The sequence below is a fragment of the Pedobacter sp. GR22-10 genome (assembly GCF_026239715.1).
GTDB lineage: Bacteria > Bacteroidota > Bacteroidia > Sphingobacteriales > Sphingobacteriaceae > Pedobacter.
In genome coordinates this window covers 910412-929157 of sequence record NZ_JAPIVR010000001.1, presented here as the reverse complement: position 1 = coordinate 929157, position 18746 = coordinate 910412, and the positions used below count along the sequence as shown (strand labels likewise).

At 39.8% G+C, this 18746-nt stretch carries 22 protein-coding genes; 15 read left to right on the top strand and 7 right to left on the bottom strand.

Features of this window, described 5'->3' with window-relative positions:
- The first annotated feature begins 5 nt into the window (after window positions 1–5).
- The 5 genes from OQX64_RS03880 to OQX64_RS03860 all read left to right on the top strand — a co-directional run bounded on the left by OQX64_RS03880 (window position 6) and on the right by OQX64_RS03860 (window position 2889).
- Window positions 6–224, top strand: coding sequence for a PRTRC system protein C (locus OQX64_RS03880; protein ID WP_265817709.1), 219 nt, complete (start codon window positions 6–8; stop codon window positions 222–224).
- Between the two features lie 2 nt (window positions 225–226).
- The gene (locus OQX64_RS03875; protein WP_265817708.1) at window positions 227–409 is read left to right on the top strand and encodes a hypothetical protein; all 183 of its coding nucleotides are present in this window, start codon (window positions 227–229) and stop codon (window positions 407–409) included.
- 89 nt (window positions 410–498) lie between these two features.
- Window positions 499–1389 (top strand): hypothetical protein, encoded by an 891-nt coding sequence (locus tag OQX64_RS03870; protein ID WP_265817707.1) that lies wholly within the window; start codon window positions 499–501, stop codon window positions 1387–1389.
- Window positions 1376–2092, top strand: coding sequence for a PRTRC system protein B (locus OQX64_RS03865; RefSeq protein ID WP_265817706.1), 717 nt, complete (start codon window positions 1376–1378; stop codon window positions 2090–2092). Before OQX64_RS03870 ends, OQX64_RS03865 begins: the two co-directional genes overlap by 14 nt.
- Complete coding sequence (locus tag OQX64_RS03860) at window positions 2089–2889, top strand: PRTRC system ThiF family protein (protein WP_265817705.1); 801 nt, start codon at window positions 2089–2091, stop codon at window positions 2887–2889. Before OQX64_RS03865 ends, OQX64_RS03860 begins: the two co-directional genes overlap by 4 nt.
- Before the next feature lie 141 nt (window positions 2890–3030).
- Here the strand turns inward: OQX64_RS03860 and OQX64_RS03855 are convergent, their stop codons facing one another.
- Both OQX64_RS03855 and OQX64_RS03850 read right to left on the bottom strand, forming a co-directional pair.
- Window positions 3031–3816 carry a hypothetical protein gene (locus OQX64_RS03855; RefSeq protein WP_265817704.1) on the bottom strand — a complete coding sequence of 262 codons (786 nt, stop codon included), beginning with the start codon at window positions 3814–3816 and terminating at the stop codon, window positions 3031–3033.
- A gap of 151 nt (window positions 3817–3967) precedes the next feature.
- Entirely contained in the window at window positions 3968–4246 is a 279-nt protein-coding gene (locus OQX64_RS03850; protein WP_265817703.1) for a hypothetical protein, read from the bottom strand.
- Window positions 4247–4405: 159 nt separating this feature from the next.
- Between OQX64_RS03850 and OQX64_RS03845 the strand changes: the two genes are divergently transcribed.
- From OQX64_RS03845 to mobC, 4 genes are all read left to right on the top strand, one after another.
- Window positions 4406–5308, top strand: coding sequence for a toprim domain-containing protein (locus OQX64_RS03845; RefSeq protein ID WP_265817702.1), 903 nt, complete (start codon window positions 4406–4408; stop codon window positions 5306–5308).
- Window positions 5309–5494: 186 nt separating this feature from the next.
- Entirely contained in the window at window positions 5495–5884 is a 390-nt protein-coding gene (locus tag OQX64_RS03840) for a plasmid mobilization protein (RefSeq protein ID WP_265817701.1), read from the top strand.
- Entirely contained in the window at window positions 5872–7185 is a 1314-nt protein-coding gene (locus tag OQX64_RS03835; RefSeq protein ID WP_265817700.1) for a relaxase/mobilization nuclease domain-containing protein, read from the top strand. The genes OQX64_RS03840 and OQX64_RS03835 overlap by 13 nt, the downstream gene beginning before the upstream one ends.
- Window positions 7186–7190: 5 nt before the next feature.
- Complete coding sequence (mobC, locus tag OQX64_RS03830) at window positions 7191–9182, top strand: conjugal transfer protein MobC (protein ID WP_265817699.1); 1992 nt, start codon at window positions 7191–7193, stop codon at window positions 9180–9182.
- A 91-nt stretch (window positions 9183–9273) separates the two neighbouring features.
- Here the strand turns inward: mobC and OQX64_RS03825 are convergent, their stop codons facing one another.
- The 4 genes from OQX64_RS03825 to OQX64_RS03810 form a co-directional block, all read right to left on the bottom strand.
- On the bottom strand, window positions 9274–9996 hold the full coding sequence (locus OQX64_RS03825; protein ID WP_265817698.1) for a LytR/AlgR family response regulator transcription factor: 723 nt from the start codon (window positions 9994–9996) through the stop codon (window positions 9274–9276).
- Window positions 9997–10008: 12 nt separating this feature from the next.
- Window positions 10009–11016 (bottom strand): sensor histidine kinase, encoded by a 1008-nt coding sequence (locus OQX64_RS03820; protein ID WP_265817697.1) that lies wholly within the window; start codon window positions 11014–11016, stop codon window positions 10009–10011.
- Window positions 11003–12316, bottom strand: coding sequence for a S41 family peptidase (locus tag OQX64_RS03815; protein ID WP_265817696.1), 1314 nt, complete (start codon window positions 12314–12316; stop codon window positions 11003–11005). The genes OQX64_RS03820 and OQX64_RS03815 overlap by 14 nt, the downstream gene beginning before the upstream one ends.
- 160 nt (window positions 12317–12476) lie before the next feature.
- Complete coding sequence (locus tag OQX64_RS03810) at window positions 12477–12734, bottom strand: hypothetical protein (RefSeq protein ID WP_265817695.1); 258 nt, start codon at window positions 12732–12734, stop codon at window positions 12477–12479.
- Between the two features lie 813 nt (window positions 12735–13547).
- On the opposite strand from OQX64_RS03810, the gene OQX64_RS03805 reads away from it, so the two are divergent.
- From OQX64_RS03805 to OQX64_RS03780, 6 genes are all read left to right on the top strand, one after another.
- Window positions 13548–13823, top strand: coding sequence for a hypothetical protein (locus OQX64_RS03805; protein WP_265817694.1), 276 nt, complete (start codon window positions 13548–13550; stop codon window positions 13821–13823).
- 62 nt (window positions 13824–13885) lie between these two features.
- The gene (locus OQX64_RS03800; RefSeq protein ID WP_265817693.1) at window positions 13886–14155 is read left to right on the top strand and encodes a hypothetical protein; all 270 of its coding nucleotides are present in this window, start codon (window positions 13886–13888) and stop codon (window positions 14153–14155) included.
- A gap of 66 nt (window positions 14156–14221) precedes the next feature.
- Window positions 14222–15274, top strand: a complete 1053-nt coding sequence (locus tag OQX64_RS03795) for a hypothetical protein (RefSeq protein ID WP_265817692.1) — start codon at window positions 14222–14224, stop codon at window positions 15272–15274.
- A gap of 21 nt (window positions 15275–15295) precedes the next feature.
- The gene (locus OQX64_RS03790) at window positions 15296–16213 is read left to right on the top strand and encodes a hypothetical protein (RefSeq protein WP_265817691.1); all 918 of its coding nucleotides are present in this window, start codon (window positions 15296–15298) and stop codon (window positions 16211–16213) included.
- Window positions 16214–16396: 183 nt separating this feature from the next.
- Window positions 16397–17479, top strand: coding sequence for a grasp-with-spasm system SPASM domain peptide maturase (gene gwsS, locus OQX64_RS03785; protein WP_265817690.1), 1083 nt, complete (start codon window positions 16397–16399; stop codon window positions 17477–17479).
- Window positions 17476–18543 carry a hypothetical protein gene (locus OQX64_RS03780; protein ID WP_265817689.1) on the top strand — a complete coding sequence of 356 codons (1068 nt, stop codon included), beginning with the start codon at window positions 17476–17478 and terminating at the stop codon, window positions 18541–18543. The genes gwsS and OQX64_RS03780 overlap by 4 nt, the downstream gene beginning before the upstream one ends.
- A gap of 49 nt (window positions 18544–18592) precedes the next feature.
- Here OQX64_RS03780 and OQX64_RS03775 read toward each other — a convergent pair whose 3' ends face one another.
- On the bottom strand, window positions 18593–18745 hold the full coding sequence (locus OQX64_RS03775; RefSeq protein ID WP_265817688.1) for a hypothetical protein: 153 nt from the start codon (window positions 18743–18745) through the stop codon (window positions 18593–18595).
- Between the last annotated feature and the right edge of the window lies 1 nt (window position 18746).

Below are 18746 nucleotides of genomic sequence, written 5' to 3'. Positions count from 1 at the left end.
AAGTCATGTTAATAGCAAAAGCACTCCCCCGGATTTTTTTATACAAAGTCAAAAACGAAGAAGTTAAACTTCCCGATCCCGAACTAAGCCTAAGCCCACAGGCAGTAATGAATTTCTACACAAGGACATACCCTGAACTGGTTACCGCCAAACTTGAAGGCCCGGTCATTCGTGAAGATGAAGTGCAATATAAATTCACATCTACTGTAGGGACAAAAGGATAACCATGAAAAATCAAGTTAAAAAACCCTTCCGGGTAGTATCAAAAACCATCAATTCAGATTTATGGAAACAATACAACAAGATCGGCCAGTTCGCAAAAGATTTAAACAGGCTCAAAAATGCCGCCGAGATACCACAACAAAAATACAGAAGCGTTCCGGTAGCAGATTTGCCGATGCTTTTTTAAACAATACTTTTTGTCCTGTTATATGCGACCCGAAAATTGGCAGGAACTGGAAGCAACAGGAAGCCTACTTTATACAATGCCTCCGGCACTTGGAAGCGGATTTCAAACTAAAACCGATCTCCCTCACAGATGACCCGTATCCGTTCAATATCAAGGCTGCATTTGAGCAGGCAAAACCAATGGTAGCAGAAAAATCCTACTACAAAAAACTGATGCTTATAGAAAATGGTAGCCATCCATTTTGCCTTGCTATCGCTGAGGAGTTTGGGTGTAGCTGCACGCTTTATTATATCCCTCTTGATATGCTGCTAAAGATTATGCGGAACAAAAAGAGAAAAGCTGAAAGCAGGTTATTGGTTACGCTTTGCGCTTACCTCTATTTCATAATTAAAATCCCTTCATATACCAAGGGGGATTTTATAAGCGGCATTTACGACCAGTTCAGGGAATGGGTAGAAAACGATGAGGAGCAATTGGAGCAAAAAGACCTGCAAACGGCAAGGAGTGCTCTTAATGCAGCTGAACATTTTGCAAGACGTTTTCACCGGATTTTAAGTCACCCATCCCATCACGAAAAGTGGCAGCAGCGGCACGACTGCTATAAGCCAAAAGACCTTTTGGGCAAAAGGGTACTTTCTCTATCCCGGAAATTCCATGCCCTTTATAGAAAATACCCCTCCAGGAAGATTTATGATCAGTTCAACTGTGTACAGTTTCCCGACGAATACGACGAAATCATGTCGGCAGACCAGTATATTTCCTTTGTGTGGACTAATGACGGATGGCTTGGAGCGGAAACCGTTAATTACATGAATGATAGCGCAGGTAATTATTCCGGTACCGAAGCGCCTTTGGAATACACCATTTATGATACGCCAGGAGGACGCAAGCCCGAAAATTTAAAATTTGAAAAACAGCTATTCCTTTTAATGGATGATTTGGTAACCCTTTTATATGACCTTAACGATGATAAAGATTAATCAGACATTTGAGCAGGTTTACGAGCCTAAGAAAGCACTGTTGGTTTACGAATCCGTATCCGCTGACAATTTTTATATTGAGGCCTTTGATATCGGGAACAACGGCAAACCTTTAAATGCCCATCCCCTTTCTGTTTCCGAAAGTATTACACTCGCAAAATCCCTTGCCAATACCGCAGAACTGAGCAATACATTCCTGCAGTCCCGGAACCTGTTGCCGGAAAATTTATTGTATACCTCGGCAGGGATGGAAGGCTTTGCCATTTGGTTTACGCCACCACAAAAAGTAGGCCTCCGGTTTATTGAAACCCTCGGCATTCCCTGCGGCAGCGTTGCTGTCCCGGCTATGATCTGGAAGGCCAATAAATCCAGCCTTTCTGTTTATGCGGTCAAGTCCACAAAAAAGTTAAAACCGGACGCCAACCAAAAGTTATATCATGCCCCCTTTTTTAATGTTTATGAAAGCGGAAAGGTCTGTATGGGTACAGTCGAAATCAAAATCGAAGAAGAATGCGGCCTTGAGGATTTTATGGAGCTGTGGCAGGCCTATTTCTATAACTCTTATTTCAGCCATACTATGCATGGCCATGTTCCGGTGAAAGGAAACATAGTCCAGCTTTGGCAGGAACTTTATAAAACCGGGAAAGCGTTCCCGGTAGAACACCTAATCGCTACTTCACTAAAAATAAAAGACCTGTTATGAAAAACGTTAAAACACCAATGCACCTTACCCATAATTTCCTGATCAATCCAACCAACCCGGTAACGGTTAACCTGATCGGCGGTGGGGGTACCGGAAGCCACATGCTGACTGCGCTGGCTAAGATGAACTATTCTCTAAACCATGTAGGTCACCCAGGCCTCCAGGTAAACCTTTGGGATGATGATGTAGTAACCCAACCCAATGTTGGCAGGCAGCTTTTTGCGGAGGCGGAAATTGGCCTCCCCAAATCCGTTGCACTGATCAATAAAATCAATCGATTCTTTGGGTTCAACTGGAAAGCAAAAACGCAACGTTTTGAAAAAAATATGCAAGGCTGTCCTGAAATACAGGCCAACCTGTATATATCCTGCGTAGATACGGCAACTGCCCGGTTTGAAATAGCTGAGATACTTTCCTGCTTCCGACAAAGAAGTGCCATCAATCGGGACGCACCGTTATATTGGCTGGATACCGGAAATTCGCAAAGTACCGGGCAGGTAATCCTGGGAACCATCCCTGAGATCAAACAGCCCCCAACAAAACGGTACAAGCCCGTATCCGTTTTACCTTTCATTACAGATGAATTTAGAAATTTATTGGAAGCAACCGAGGATCAAAACGAACCCAGCTGCTCTACAGCTGAGGCATTGCAAAAACAGGATTTATTCATCAATCCCCATATTGCCATATTGGGTGCATCATTAATATGGAATATTTTCAGCACAGGAATGACCGATAACAGGGGCTTTTTTACCAACCTGAAGGATTTTACGTCTGCACCCCTGAAAGTTGCCTGACAGGGTTTAAAATTGCTCCAGCACCTATAATCCGTTTATAGTTGCGCCTGGAAAAGGAGCAGCCGCCAACCCCTCTTGCTGATTTATTCCTTTTGGAATCGGGGTTGGCGGCTGCGCGTTTGTTGATGGTATTTTATTTACCTAAAACCCATCAGGGTACCACCCGGTATAATATCCGCATAGCTCACTCCAGGTAACCGTTTCCTCTATTAGCACATCGTACGGCGATCCCTTGACCACATGCCAGCCCACTACCGTTGCATCCGCGGCAATGGCTGTTATCACGCCCGCTATTTTCCTTAAGATTCCCAGTATACCTCTTTTTGGTTTTATGCCGGAAGAAAAAATTTTCATCCAATAGTATCCCGAATGCCGAAGCACAGAAGCGGTAGCCAGAATATATTTTGCTTCCCTAACATCCAACCGGGAGATCAATACGGAATTTTCTATAGTGATCAGCTTATCCCGGTAAGCTTCAAAATGTTCCGTGTCCCTGATGCCATCGAGTATAGTCATCATTTCCAGGATATACTTTTGCGCCTCTTTTGAAAAGCCCGGCTGCTGCATAAATTTATGGTAGTCCTGAATGATTGCAATTCCGGTTGCTTTCTCTATTACCGGGTAAACCCTAACCCCTTTATACTTCAGGAAATATTGTTGCAGGTACTTTACCGCGCCTGCATGCGTGGTATCGTTACTGACGGCTACATAATTCCTTAAAGAATCCAGGATTTTATTGTGCGCAATGCCTACGCTGTCATAGGGGTTTCTGTTATTTGCCGCAGGGCTACTATAATTCTTCATAGGATCGGGATTCACCTCACCAACAACAGGATCATTTTGCCGACCCTGATTTTTTTCTTTTGAACAGCCAATAAGTATTGCCAGCACGATCAGCAACACACTCATTTTTAATTTTGATTTCATACGCTTTTGAATTTTATTTTTTTCAAAAGAGCAGATAACCGCTAAGCACATTTGACAACCCCTTTCAACCTTGTATTTTTTGTCTGCCCGGAAATGAAAAAACGGGCATGGGGTACAACCCCATGCCCGCTCTATTTCTTTCAATTCTTTCCTAAGCAGATAGCTGCTCCAGCTTGAGCTTGACTTCTTTTAGTCCGGCTTTGCTAAGACAATCTTCCGCAAAATCCTTGATTTCAGAAACTGCCTCTTTGGGCAGCACCGAGAGTAGCTGCGATATGCTGCCATCTTTTGACTTCAGTCCTCCTTCGATTACATGGCTCAGTAGCAGTATTATTTTTCTGCTGATCCGCTTATCCATCTTAATCATTTCATCCATACTCGGCACGCTTAACAGGGTATCGTAAACCCTTGAAATTTCGTTTGTGTTCATCCTGCTCTATTTTAAATCCTAATCACTATTGATCACCCTACAAATGTAAGGGCATCACCTTGTTTTTACCTCCGTAGAATTTTATCAGGTCGCTGTAATACGCCACCAGCCTGATATTTTTGTCCTGAACTCATTGATTTTGGGAAGATGATTTTGAGGATGATGGAAAGAAAAATGCATACGGTTTCCTGCGGGCAAGCCAGGAATAAGGATATGGTAGATTACCTGGCATCGCTGGGTATTCAGGCGCAAAAAATAAGAGGCTACAGTTACTGGTATTTATCTCCGCTCCGCATAGAAAAATCGGCCTCCTTTAAAATTAATCGGCGATTAAATAGGTGGTATGATTTTGGTCTGGGGCAGGGTGGTAACCTCATTGATTTTGGCATCCTTTACTTCCGGTGTTCCGTCAGCGATTTTTTATCGGGCCTATCTAATGAATCTACTTCTATTCCTGTTCCAGAATTAGCCATCGCAGCAACGCCGGATACCAGGATAAAAATAAGTAACACAAAGCCGCTTTCACACCCGGCGCTCCTCGAGTATATATCCTCCCGGAAGGTATCCCATAAATTGGCCTTTCAGTATTGTAATGAAGTTGACTTCAGTATTGCCGATAAAAAATATTTTGCCATTGGCTTTGCCAATAAACTTGGCGGGTACGAGTTGCGCAATAAATTCTTTAAAGGCAGCAATTCACCAAAGGCGGTAACCTGGTTTAAAAATGGTAATACCCGGCTATGCGTCTTTGAAGGATTTTTCGACTTCCTTTCCTTTCTGACCCTTCAAGCAACCGCAGCCGGAAATAATGATTTCCTGGTGCTCAATAGCCTCGCCTTTTTTGAGGGTGCAACAGAAGAGATGCTGCTGTACAATGCAGTCCATCTCTACCTCGATAATAATCCGGCAGGCCAGACCTGCACCAGGTCGGCTGCAGCGCGGAGCTCAAAATTTCAGGATCGTTCCTTTCTCTATAAGGATCATGAGGACCTGAACGATTTCTTATGCAGCGATCACAGGCTTCCGGATGCATTGGACGCCATGCCTGAAAAGCCACCATGATCAGATCATTTCCCGGGATCATATAACAGCCTTCAAAATAAAAAAGAAGGACCGATGACCTGTGAGCCCCGTCATCGGCCAGATGTACGGTTGTAATACAACCGGTTCTGGCTGCCCTTTTACTCCGGAGTCGTGGGCAGGCTCTATTCGATAGCAATACTTTTTTGAAGTGAAAACGATAACGTGATGGAAGATCAAAAAAACAACCGCATTAAGCTGCTGCAGGTGCGCCTGACAAAAGCGGAGCACAATGCCATTTTAAAAAAATTTTCAAAGACCACAGGTCGGAAATTAAGTGATTATGTCCGCAAAATAATCCTGGGCAAACCCCATATCGGCAAGGTCAGGAACGAATCCCTGGATGACTTTGTAACCGTCCTGGCCCAGCTCAAAATGGAACTCAAAGCCGCCGGTAATAACCTGAACCAGGCAGTGAAAAAACTGCATAGCCTGAACCAGGGCGGTGAGCTGGAGCAGTGGTTGGTATCATGGGAACTGGGCAAAAGAACCTTCCAAAAAAGTGTGGATGCCATTACCCGTCACCTGGATAAAATCAACGACGAATGGTTTCGGTAATCCACCTGGGCAGCTCCTTCCGGCAGGTGTTGAACTACAATGAGAACAAGGTAAAAGAAGGTGTTGCCACATGTTTTGAAGCAGCTTACTACTTAAAAGAGGCCGATAAATTATCTTTTAATCAGAAGCTGGGCAGGCTTCAGCAACAGGCCTCTAAACGCGAAAGCGTAAAGGTAAACTGCGTTCATATTTCGCTGAATTTTGATCCTTCTGAGCACCATTCCCAGGACAGGTTAAAGGAGATTACGGCAGCTTATTTGGATAAGATAGGCTTTGCCGGACAGCCTTACCTTCTCTATGAGCACAGGGATGCCGGGCATCCACACGTCCATATTGTCACCACCAATATCCGTAATGATGGCACACCGATTAGCCTCCACAATTTAGGCAAGATCCATTCTGAACGTGCCCGGAAAGAAATCGAGATTGAATTCAGTTTGGTTAAGGCTGAGGACAGTCCCAAACGGAAAGCCAATGATATAGAGCCGGTAAATATAAGGGCGGAATATGGCAAATCGGAAACGAAAAGGGCTATAACCAGAGTACTCAACTCTGTGCTCAAAGCATATAAATTCAGTTCGCTTCCCGAACTGAATGCAGTGCTCCAACTCTATAATGTCATAGCCGATCAGGGCTCAACGGAATCCCGTGTATATAAAAATGGCGGCCTTACTTACCGTATTCTTGATAAGGATGGTAGCCTGCTTGGTGTACCGATTAAGGCCAGTGATTTCTATAATAAGCCCACCCTAAAGAACCTCGCTCCAATATTTATCGCTAACGATAAGGCTAAGCAGTCGGGTGAAAAATCCTTAAGGACCGCTATAGACCTTGCCTTGTTATCGCCCAAAACCACCAGCCTGAACAGGTTGATACAGGTCCTTGAACAGGGTGGTGTAGATACTGTTATCATGAAGACAAAAGAAGGTACGGTCTATGGGCTCACCTATGTCGACCACAATTCCAAAACTGTATTTAAGGGAAGCGACCTGGGTAAAGCCTATGGTACAAAAGGTATAATTGACCGGCTGGAACCAGCAGATGTACCTTCTGGTCAGGAAAAAATTATCCTCCCAAATCCCCTGCATCATACCCTCGAACAAGGCGGTACTGCTGCTCATTCATCCTCCTTACCTCCTCAGTTTTCCGGGCCAAACTCTGCCCCGGACAATTTCATCGCCGGACAATTGCTGGAAGAACTGGCCCAGCACGATTCTACTTCCGGCTCCACTCCATACGAACTCAGCGGAAAGAAAAAAAGAAGAAAAAAACGAAGATCCATTAACAATTCAAATCCATAAACATCATGCAGACAGGTGAAAACGAACAGGCGCTCAGGAAGATTCTCGACATGACAAGGCTTATAAGCATCATCATCCTATTTATTCATTGTTACTATTTTTTATACGCTGCCTTTAAGGAGTGGCAGCTCACAACCATTTTTACAGACCGCATTTTAGGCAACATCCGAAACACCGGACTGCTCACCGGCTTCCATAAGTCCAAACTCATCTCCCTCGGATTTTTGGCTATTTCCCTATTGGGTTCTAAGGGAAAAAAGGATGACAAGCTGGGTTATAAAACTGCATTTGCATACCTCCTTTCCGGCCTGGCAATTTACTTTTTTTCCTACTTGTCCCTACTGCCGAAGATGGACTATTCCCTCCAGGCAATGACCTATATGGCCATCCTTTCGATTGGCTACTTGCTCATTTTATCCGGTGGCACACTGTGTTCGAGGATATTAAAAAGCAGCTTTAATAATAAGGACATTTTCAACCTGGAGAACGAAACCTTCCCCCAGGAAGAGCGGCTTTTAGTCAATGAAAACTCGGTGAACATCCCGATGAAATACCGCTTAAAAAACAAGTGGCGCAAGGGCTGGCTGAATTGCATTGCGGTTTATCGTAGTGTTTTAATCTCCGGATCTGCTGGTGCCGGTAAGACTGCATTTTTAATCCGGCAGTTTATAGCGCAGGCGCTGGGAAAAGAAAAAGATCCGTTTACCATGCTGGTTTACGATTTTAAATTCCCTGATCTCTCCATTATTGCCTACAATCATTTTTTAAAGAACAAGCATAAGTATAGTGGTAAGCCGGAGTGCCTGTTCATCAATTTTGAAGACCCTTCCCGGTCCCATCGTGGCAATCCATTAGAGCCGCATGGTATGGCAGATATTACCGATGCGTCGGAATCTTCGCGCACCATATTACTTGGACTTAACAAACAATGGCAAACTAAACAAGGGGATTTTTTCGTAGAAAGTGCCCTGAATTTTGTTACTGCGATCATCTGGTTTTTGAGAAAGTACCAGGATGGCGCCTACTGTACCCTACCGCATGTAATCGAGCTGATCCAGCTGGATTACGATAAACTTTTCACTATTTTAAGGCTGGAAAAGGAGATTGAAGTTTTAATCAATCCCTTTGTCAATGCTTATCTCAACGATGTGATGGAGCAGCTTGAAGGCCAGATCGCTTCCGCCAAAATAGCGCTCGCCAGGTTGGCTTCTCCGCAGCTTTATTATGTTTTGACAGGAAGCGATTTCAACCTGGAGATCAACGATCCCGAAAATCCAAAGGTGCTTTGCATCGGGAACAACCCGCAGAAGCAACAGATATACGGAGCTGTTCTTGCCCTGTTTGCAAATCGCTTATTAAAGGTGATCAACAAGAAGGATAAGCTGAAAAGCATGTTGATCTTTGATGAATACCCGACCATCTTCGTTGACCTGGTGCCAACGATTTCAACCGGGCGGAGTAACCGGATCTGCTGCCTGATGGGGGTCCAGTCAATTAATCAGCTGCGAAAAGAATATGGCAAAGAGCAGGCTGATGTCATCATGTCCATTGCCGGCAATATCTTCGCCGGGCAGGAAACCGGCGACAGCGCCAGGCAGCTTTCAGAACAGATCGGTAAGATCATGCAGGAGCGGGAAAGCCTTTCTATTAGTGATAGCGGTACCTCAATCAGCAAGAGCAAGCAACTGGAAGCGGCAGTTCCACCTTCCAAAATTGCCAAACTTTCTTCCGGCCAGTTTGCCGGAATTCTCTCCGATCTGCCACATCAGAAAATAGAGCTTAAGGCTTTTGACTGTGAGGTGATCGCAGACTTTGAAGCTATCAAAAAGGAAGAAGATGCTTATCAGCCCATTCCGGTTATCCGGAAGGTAAACCAGGAAATGGTACTGCGCAATTACCATCAGGTGAAAAATGATGTACAGGAAATTGCCAATAATGAGATCAGGCGGATGCTCAATGATCCTTCTTTAAAGCACCTGGTTATCAAAAAGAATTAATGAATAATGGCCTCCAATCGGAGGCCATTATTCATTAAGGGGGACAAACAATTTTACAGATTTATTTTCTACATTGCATTTACCAACCAAATTATTTACCAATAGTCTTACTGTTGATTTTGTCCCAAAATAAAGCCCTATATGTTTCACCCAATTGAATGCTCATCTTTAGATTCCTCAGAATGATTTGGTTACCCTCAACTCGATCAATGTTGGGCAACGGAATAATAAAAGATTTGTGAACCCTTAAAAATTTGCTTTGTGGCAGTTCACCTTCTAACTCTTTAAGGCTTATATAAACCGGCGTTGCTGTGCCGTTGTGGTAAATAGTAACGCAATTTTTTATACTCTCGATATATTCGATTTCCGATAGCAATATCTTTACAAGCTTGCTTTTCATTTCTGTTTTGACATATATAAAGTCTTCCTCCATTTTTACGGGAACTTGACTAGATGAAAGGGAAATTAATGTCGTGACTTTATGGACGGCTTTTAATAGCCGAGGATAAGAAATTGGTTTTAGAAGGAAATCTACAATGTTAAGATCGTAACCCTTAAGCGCATACTGCTCGTAGGCAGTTGTCAGAATAATTTTGCATTTTCCATTAATTACTTCAGCCATTTCAAGACCTGAAATCCCAGGCATCTGTACATCCAGAAAGGCAAGCTGAATATCCTGGCTAGCAATGATCTCGAGTATCTCAGTGGTATTTGTTGTCGCAATTACAATATTTAAGTTGCTGATCTGAGAAACATGAGCAACTAAATTGTCTATTGAGTGTTGCTCATCATCTACAATGACACAATTTATCATCGGATTAGGAAATTAGTTTAAGTTAATTGAGAGCTGGGTTTTAAACATCGTTTCATCCTTTTCGTTCAAGAAAGTAAATCCGGTTCCATAGACTCTTTTAAGTCTTTTAATGGTATTGCTAATTCCCATGCCGGAGGTTAACTCTTTCGGGCCTATTCTAATTTTATTCGTAGTAACAAAAACTAGGGTGTGATTTAGTTTCACCTCCAGTTGTACTTTTGCAGGATGCTCCGGGTCATTTAGATCCCCGAATTTAAACACATTTTCCAGCAGGGTGATAAGCACCAAGGGTACTATTTTCACATTTTCCGTTTCTCCTTTGATGTTGAAATCAAGATGTAATGTTTGATTATACCTAAGCTGATTAATCTTGATAACATTTTCGAGATGTTCTATTTCTTCGGTTAGATTAGTCATTCTACTATAGCCATCTGGTTTAATAGAATAGCGCATGACGTCCGCCAATAAGAGAATGGCTTCAGACAGTTCCCTGTCTTTGACCCGTGCTTTAGCATACAGCATATCCAGCGTATTGTAAAGAAAATGGGGATTTATTTGAGCTCGTAACGCAGAGGTTTCTTCCATGTATTTTTCATCCTGCATCGTCATAAGGTCTCGCTGCTTCTGAAGAATTGATCTCAACAGAAAATATGCAAATGAATAGAAGAAACAATTTATGATCCAAACAAAACAGGTCGGAAACCATTGTTCAAATGGTAGCATACCGTACTCCGGTTGAAAAAACCTTGCTAAAAAATAATACCTAATCGCATATCGAATACATATCCATATTACAAGAATAACAACAATTCTACATACACTTATCAGTACATCAAATTTTGATTTGGTAGAAAATTTTTTCAGGCAATAGTACAGTGAGTAGAACAGCAAAATATTCTGGCTCAGGAAGAAAATTATTTCCTTTAAAAGAGTTGAGTCTTTATCCAGCAAGGAGTCTATAATATAGACCGCAATAAAATAGGTTCCCCAAAAAGCAACATGCCACTTAATGTTTTTCATAGTACTTTTTTACAAAATCTATCCAATCCTTTTCTGTATCGGCAATAGGAACATCGGGATATATGCCGGTTCCGTCCAGCTTGTTTTGGCCTGCCGGGATAATACGGCGGGATGTAGCAATATATAATTTATATTTACCAGATGGCAGATCTTGCGCATAGAAATTCAAATAATCAATCGCACCCATCGTATGCTCACCAAAAAGTTTCACTTTCGTACTTTGTTTCGCATCCAGCAAAAATATTTCACATGCACTCTGGCAAGCAAAATTGATAACTATTCCCACGTTCTTGGGATGTGCATAAATGGTATCAAGTTTCAAAGTATCATTTTGCCATTCCACATATTTGCCAGCGCTGTCGGTATGATACTTTATCATAGTGTTGGTGTATTTGATATAAGTGGAATCCTTCCCTCCCTTCAAAATATAGTCATCCAGGACTTTCTTCTGATAGATTCCTTCATCAACAGAACAATATTTTGCAGCATTGACATACGTTATTGGATTTGTATATAGGAGAGGCATAAGCGGGTCATAAGCATTCACAGAACCCCCTGTGTTATTCCTAACATCAATGATCAAGTTTCGACATTTTAGTTTAACGGCAGGATTCCGGTTTAGTATTGTATCAATAAGTACTCCGTTAGCTGTTGAACTAGCAGGAACTGAAACCATGAATGTAATACTGTCTAACCAGCGTCCGGATGCAGAGTCCGAATTTCTTTTTAAAAGGGGCAATAAGGGTGCCTTGTATTTGTTAATTTTCTTCCATTTATAATAGGGACCTGTAGTAAAAACTGAATCGTTCCGGAAAAGAGAATGGACATAATATGTCCATCCTGTGCGGGTGCCAGTCGCTTTGGTGAAAAAATTGTCTTTTGATTCCTGTTTAAAATCTAAAAATAACATACCAGGAAAGATCATAATGCTGTCAAGGCATTCGACAACGTAGGCACGGTATTGCAAGGGCTTTTCCTTTACACATTCTATTCCGATAATACAATGATTTGCTTCTGTCTTCCAGTAACCTTCATAGCGCTTCTTTTTTTTTCCAGAATTGAGATAACTATTAATACGAATCAGGTTCTTTTCGCAAAGGCTTTTGTCAATAGAATCCTTGGTTCTGAAAAGGTCAAGATGGCGATCGTGGAAATAATCCACGATCGTCGCCATCATCATGAAAGTATCGGTTCCGTTCTTTCCTATAACCTCATTAATAAACTGATCAAAATTTATATTTTTTGTTTTCTCAGCATATCCTGGATAATCGACCTTTATTTTCTGAATTAGGCTTTCCAAATCTGTTCGTTGTGAAAAACAAGGCGAGAACAGCAATAAGGATACAAGTAGAATACTTAATCTTACCATAAAATAAACATTAATAATCGCAAGGAATTTAACTCAAATATAGGTCAATCAAAATAATCAGTTCGCTTAATTCCGAAGTTTGGATCATCACTTAGCCTCCCAATCCACCTCCCATTACAGTGCATTCGCCATCGGGTACTCGCGATGCAACAGTTCCGGGCTTTTCAGGACCTGGTATAGGAACCGGGACGGGATCTGGCTTGGGCGGAGGTATTGGAGGGTTTGGCGGATTGCCTTTTATAACCCCTCCTCCTTTGATAAATTCCGCTTGATTTGAAGTTAAACCGACAATGACAATCTTTTTTAACCTCAGTTTTTTGCCACGGGAAAGTTCATTTTTTGTTTTCATAAAAAGTGCTTTTGGTAAATGATATACAAATTTAACTTACTACACATTGCAAAGCGTCAACAAAATTAAATAGGATTATTACCGGGACAATCTGGCATATTGTCGATATGAAATCTTTCCAAGCTTTATTCTTTGCCTTCTATAACCCATCATTCACTTTCAATTTCACAATGAGCAAAAGGGAATATATCGGGAAAAAGCCTCTTTCGTATTGACAATAGAACCGTATAAATGATTTCTTTTTTTTAAGTAAGTGCATATATAAATTTGTTTCACCGTAGCGCTTTTATTAGCTATTGCTTAATGATTATAAGTTCCAAATTCTTTATACACCACTAATTACTTTTAAATATTTAGGAGATCCGGCACATAGGATCAAGCAGGAATCAAGCAGTATAATATTTTGCCATACAGGGTGTTCTTTTCATAAGTGGGTTTTGGCTTGGTTTAGGTGCAGGGGTGAATGGCCCTCTCCATAAAAAGAGAGGGCTTTCTTTAATTTTAAGCATGAAATGCTAGATAAAAACTAAGGTTTTTACCTGTAGGCAATACAAATAAGTTACTTGATTTTTGCCTTCATAAAGAAAAGGACTATTTTTTATGAGTTTCTTAAGTTTAAAAATATATCATGCAAATGCGTAAATAGTCGAATGCTTTTTTTATATCCCAATTTCAATTACGGTCCAATTTGCTCTATCTAAAAACTAAGCTTAGGCGTCGAATGAGCAAAAACAATATTGTATTGCAATACATCCCGCTGAATACTTACTCCATGGCGGCAAGAAAGGAGTAAATCACTTTAAATCAATCAATATGAAGCTTGAAAGCATGAAAAGTGCAAAATTTACCCCACTATCAAAAGACCAGATGGTGAAAATAAGAGGTGGTGAAGAAACTGCAGGCGCTTCAAAAGTTATCGGAACTTACGATATAATGTTGCCATGTTCCGGCCAAGCAGGAGGCGTAGATTATGTTCATCAAACGATGGACAAGGTATGGGTTTACAGTTCGGATATTAAGAATGGAGACGGTACAGTGTGCTACAAAAACGAAGGATATGGATGGGTAGAGCATCCACCAAGCAAATAAATTTCCAATTTCCTATTATGCTTGGCGTCTTGCTATATTTTTTAATCTTCAAAATTAACGAAATGAAATTAGAGAGCATAAAAACGGCAAAATTTAAGCCGCTCACCAAGAAAGAAATGTCATTCATTGCCGGAGGTACTCCAACTGATGGAGGAACTAAACAGAACGGTTTACCGGTAGGACAATATGGGCCGGATGGAAAGATATTGTATTATGAGGTTCCTCTGAGGGTTTGGACATCTGATGAAACTTCTAACGGTATTACTTGCTACATTGGAGAGCGATTCACCTCTGTGGGCATGCCAACACCTCCAGGTAATCCTTATAGTTAGTGATATTAAAATGTTTATCCCGCAAGTCGGGATAAACATTCTCTTTTTCCAAACAATGTAAATCATATGAAGACTATAATTTTCATTGCAGAACTCTGTGGATTGCTATTAATATGCTCAGGGAGCAATGCATATCCCTCATACAACGAAGAAATTAATAGGGCTGAGCTGGATATAGTTTCAAATAATTTTGTTGAAGCTAATAAACACTTTAAAAATGCCTTCGATATAAACAATCATCCACAGCCTATCGATGCGGAAAATGCGGTGATCAATGCTGTTATAATAAACGATTTTGATCAAGCCTTCGCATTCGCAAAAAAGATAGCAGAAACAGGGGTTGGGAGAACTTATTTTGAAAAATTAAAGAGATTTTCAATTCTTAAGTCAAAAAAGGAATGGGCTTTATTACTAACATATGCCAGTGAGCAAAAATTAAGAATTGACACTGAGGGCCATAAATTGATAATAGAGTTAATAGACCTCCAAAAGAAGTACCAAAAAATTATATCCCTCGGATTCAATAAAAATACTTCCAAAGAAAATTTAGGGAAACTGACGGACGAAAAATTGGCTATCGAACAGACATTACATAATCTTTTCGTTAAAGAGGGATATCTTTCAGAATATCAAATTGGAGCAAATATAAAAAACGATACACTGTTTTCTTATCCCATTTTCAGTGATATTATCATCTACAGCTACATGCCTGACTTAAGTAAAAAGGAGTTTGTTTATAAAGAACCTGATCAAGCATTCTATCTTTTTATGGATGAGATGAAAAAGGGTACCATATCGTTTTATTATTTACAGGATATCATTACAAATCAGCAAGTAATGAATTTAAGGTTACCATCCATTGGTCAATTTGGTTGTTCATTTTATGCTTGCAAAAAAAGCGAACTTTCTCCTTTTGAGATTGATAATAGAAGAAGAAAAATTGGACTTTGTTCATATGATGATTATATGAAAAAGTTCACTTTTGTCATCGAGAATCCAAATAGTCCTTTCACCATTTTTCCTAAAAACACTGGATTAAGTCAAGACGATGGTCTAACCGGACAGCTCTCTTTACCAAATGTCTGCTCACTCGTATACAAAATTCCAAACTGTAAATAGGATTTATTCACATTTCATAAAATGGTTTTAATTCATTCCCGACAAACCGACGACACTACCGTTGAAATTATTCAGTGGCTCTTTCAGCAAGGTAAATCTATTTTTAGAGCTAATGTGCCTCGGGATATAAAATATGTGCAAAAGGCAATAGATCAGTCTACATTAGATTCGGTTTATATGAACGGTTTAGGCATGATATACCATAATTTAGAAATTGATAACGATGAATTAAGAAGCCAAACCCAAAACTATATTGCCAAAGACATAGAGATTCTTTGGACGAATCTATTCGAACAGGGGTTGGCGGGCTTAAGAACCTTTGGAACATTACCTTTTAGTAATAACAGCTTATCAAAACTTAATGTACTATTAATTGCTAAAAGTCTGGAGTTAACCGTCCCACCTTTCGAAATAATTTATACAAAAAATAGGCTTAAGGAGGTTAAGGATAAGTGGAAAAGGATTATTTGTAAAGGTATGGCAGAAGGAATTAGTATTATGACAAAAGAAGTTATGATCTTTGGGCAACGGACTGAGGAAATAACATCAGATGCCATATCAGACTTCCCCGATAGCTTCTCCCCAACGTTTGTTCAAAAACTTATTGATAAGGCTTTTGAGCTTCGGGTTTTCTTTTTTAATCATCAAATTCATTCTTTAGCATGCTTTACCCAAGCCAATAAAATCTCCCAGATTGATGGCAGAACAGTTGATGCTGAAAGACCACAACGGAGAGTGGTATTTAACTTACCAGAAGATTTAAAAGTAAAAATCACAATGTTAGCAGAGAAATTAAAATTAAATTATGGATCATTTGATTTTATTGTAACCCCAGATCATGAGTTTTATTTCTTAGAAGTAAACCCTTACGGTCAATACGGCTTTTTATCAAAACATGGGAATTTTTATCTTGAAAAAGCAATTGCGGAATTTTTATGAACATAAATGAAGTTTTCAACAATAGCACTAAGCCGTTATTACCACTTACTATATGGTACTTAAAGCCATTAGAGAATAAGAAGGTTTTTATAGTGAATCGTTATGTTTCGATACCGAAATATCAAAGCTATCGATGTAGTGTTTATGCCCCATTGAAACCAATATCAAAAGTACTTTAGTATCATGGATTATAACTTACCGTTCAATTTATTTTCAAGTTGTATTATTGTAAAAGGTGTTAACAGAAGCACTATCTGCGACCTTCAACGAAATAGAGTTCATCTAATTCCAAACTCCCTTTCGAAAATACTGGAGGATTGTAATGGCTCAACAATTTTAGAAGTTAAATCGAAATTTGAAATAGAAGATGAGCATGTAATCAATGAATACTTTGAGTTCCTTAAGCAAGAGGAATTGATTTTCTTTTCAACAAAGCCTGAATGGTTTCCTAAAATGAGTCTCCAATGGGATTCACCACTTGCAATCAATAACTGCATAATCGACATAGATAACTGTTCTAAATTATCTTTTTCGGAAATTTTCCGATCTCTTAATATTTTAGGCTGTCAGTTCCTTGAAATCAGAAGTTATAGTGTTTTCGATATATCATTTTATGAATCCATTTGTGCTCATGCAGAGGGTTCTACAATTATTTCAATAGGTTTTATAGTTCCTTACAACCAAAATTATACCTTAGCAGATTGGGATAGCTTTTGTGATAACAATGTTAGGGTGACCAGTCTTGTCATACATACCAGTAACAAACATGAAAACACAACTTCTACACGATTATCCATTCCTATAGTTTTTTCAGACAAAATTATTTTGGACGAAAAATGCTGCGGAATTATAAGCGATGATTATTTTACCGCCTATATCGAAACCTTTACCGAATCATTAAAGCATAATTCCTGTTTAAATAAAAAAATAAGTATTGACCGGAACGGCAACATTAAAAACTGCCCATCCATGGCACAAAACTTTGGAAATATCGTTGATACGCAATTGGAGAATGTAATTGCTTTTCCTGAATTCAAGAAGTTTTGGAACATAAATAAGGATAAAATAAACATATGCAGTGATTGCGAATTTAGGCACGTCTGCACGGATTGCAGGGCTTATATTGAAAATCCTAAAGATTCATATAGTAAACCTTTGAAATGCGGTTATGACCCATATACATGTGAATGGGAGGATTGGAGCACCTTACCTTTTAAGCAAAATGCCATTAAATTTTATGGCCTTATAAAAGTTGAAAACCAATGAAGAAATTGTTATTAACAGCTTTGGCATTGCTGCAAGTTTCTCTAATGTATGCCGGAGTTTATGATCTGAAAAAATATGGTTCATTAATCAATCAGGCGGAGCTTAATATCATTGAAGGAAAGTATGTCCAAGCATTATCAATTTACGATTCTGCCTTTAGTTATTACACATCCTCGCCATTTACACAAGATCTATATAATGCAAGTTTATGCGCACTAAAAACGAAAAGATCTGATAAGGCAATTTCCCTATGCAGGCAATTAGCGAGCAAAGGTGTTGGCATTCCTTTTTTTAGATTTAACAAGGCTTTCCTCCCTTTATCAAAAAGAAAAGATTGGAACAGCACAATGAATTACGCCAGGACAATAAAAGATTCCTTCGAAAGAGTGAACGTAAGTTTACTTAGAATAATTGATAGTTTAGTAGCCAAGGATCAGAGGGGGAACGCAGAGTGGAAAAAAGCAGGTATGACTTCAAATGCAAAATTGAAGATGTATGCCACCAATGATTCTATAGCGAAAACCTTAAGTAAAATTTTTGAGCAGAAAGGATTTCTGTCTGAAGATATTATAGGCGCACCTTTAACGAAAGAAGGTCACTTAAATAGCATGTTGCCGTTTGATGTAATTTTAGTTCATAATTTTCAATCAGGACAATGGGGTGATACACTCTTTAGTTCTATTTTGGAAAAGGCTTTGAATGCTGGTCAAATCAGTCCATCCTATTATGCATCCATTGTAGATATGGGCTCCAATACTGGAATCCGTCCATACTTTGGAGAAACGAGATTTTACATGCAATATAAATGTAAAATTTACCTCGATCCATATACAAAATCTATAGCATTGACCGTTGACAGTAATAGGCGCAGCATAGGGCTTTGTTCTATCGATGATTTACTTAAGAAAGTTATATTTCGTTCCCAATATCCCAAAAGCGACTTTAAAATAAATGTACATCTTTCTATTATTGGAAGCTACGCGGATAAACTTTCTGAAGAAGCTATGATGAATGAAAGGACATTAATTTATGATCTAGGCAATAATTGCGGAAACAAGATGTGATAATTGGTGGCATAATTTACGTTTTACATCACAAGTACTAGTTGGAAAATCACTGCCTTTTCAGGGCTATAGTACCTACATCCATTTTTGCACCCTTCTTCTGCCCGCCGCCAAAAGTTTGAAAGATGTTTATAGTATCCTTCTTATAACCTTGCTTTTCGATAATTTCCATAACCATTACCGGAGGCGAACCAATATCCACT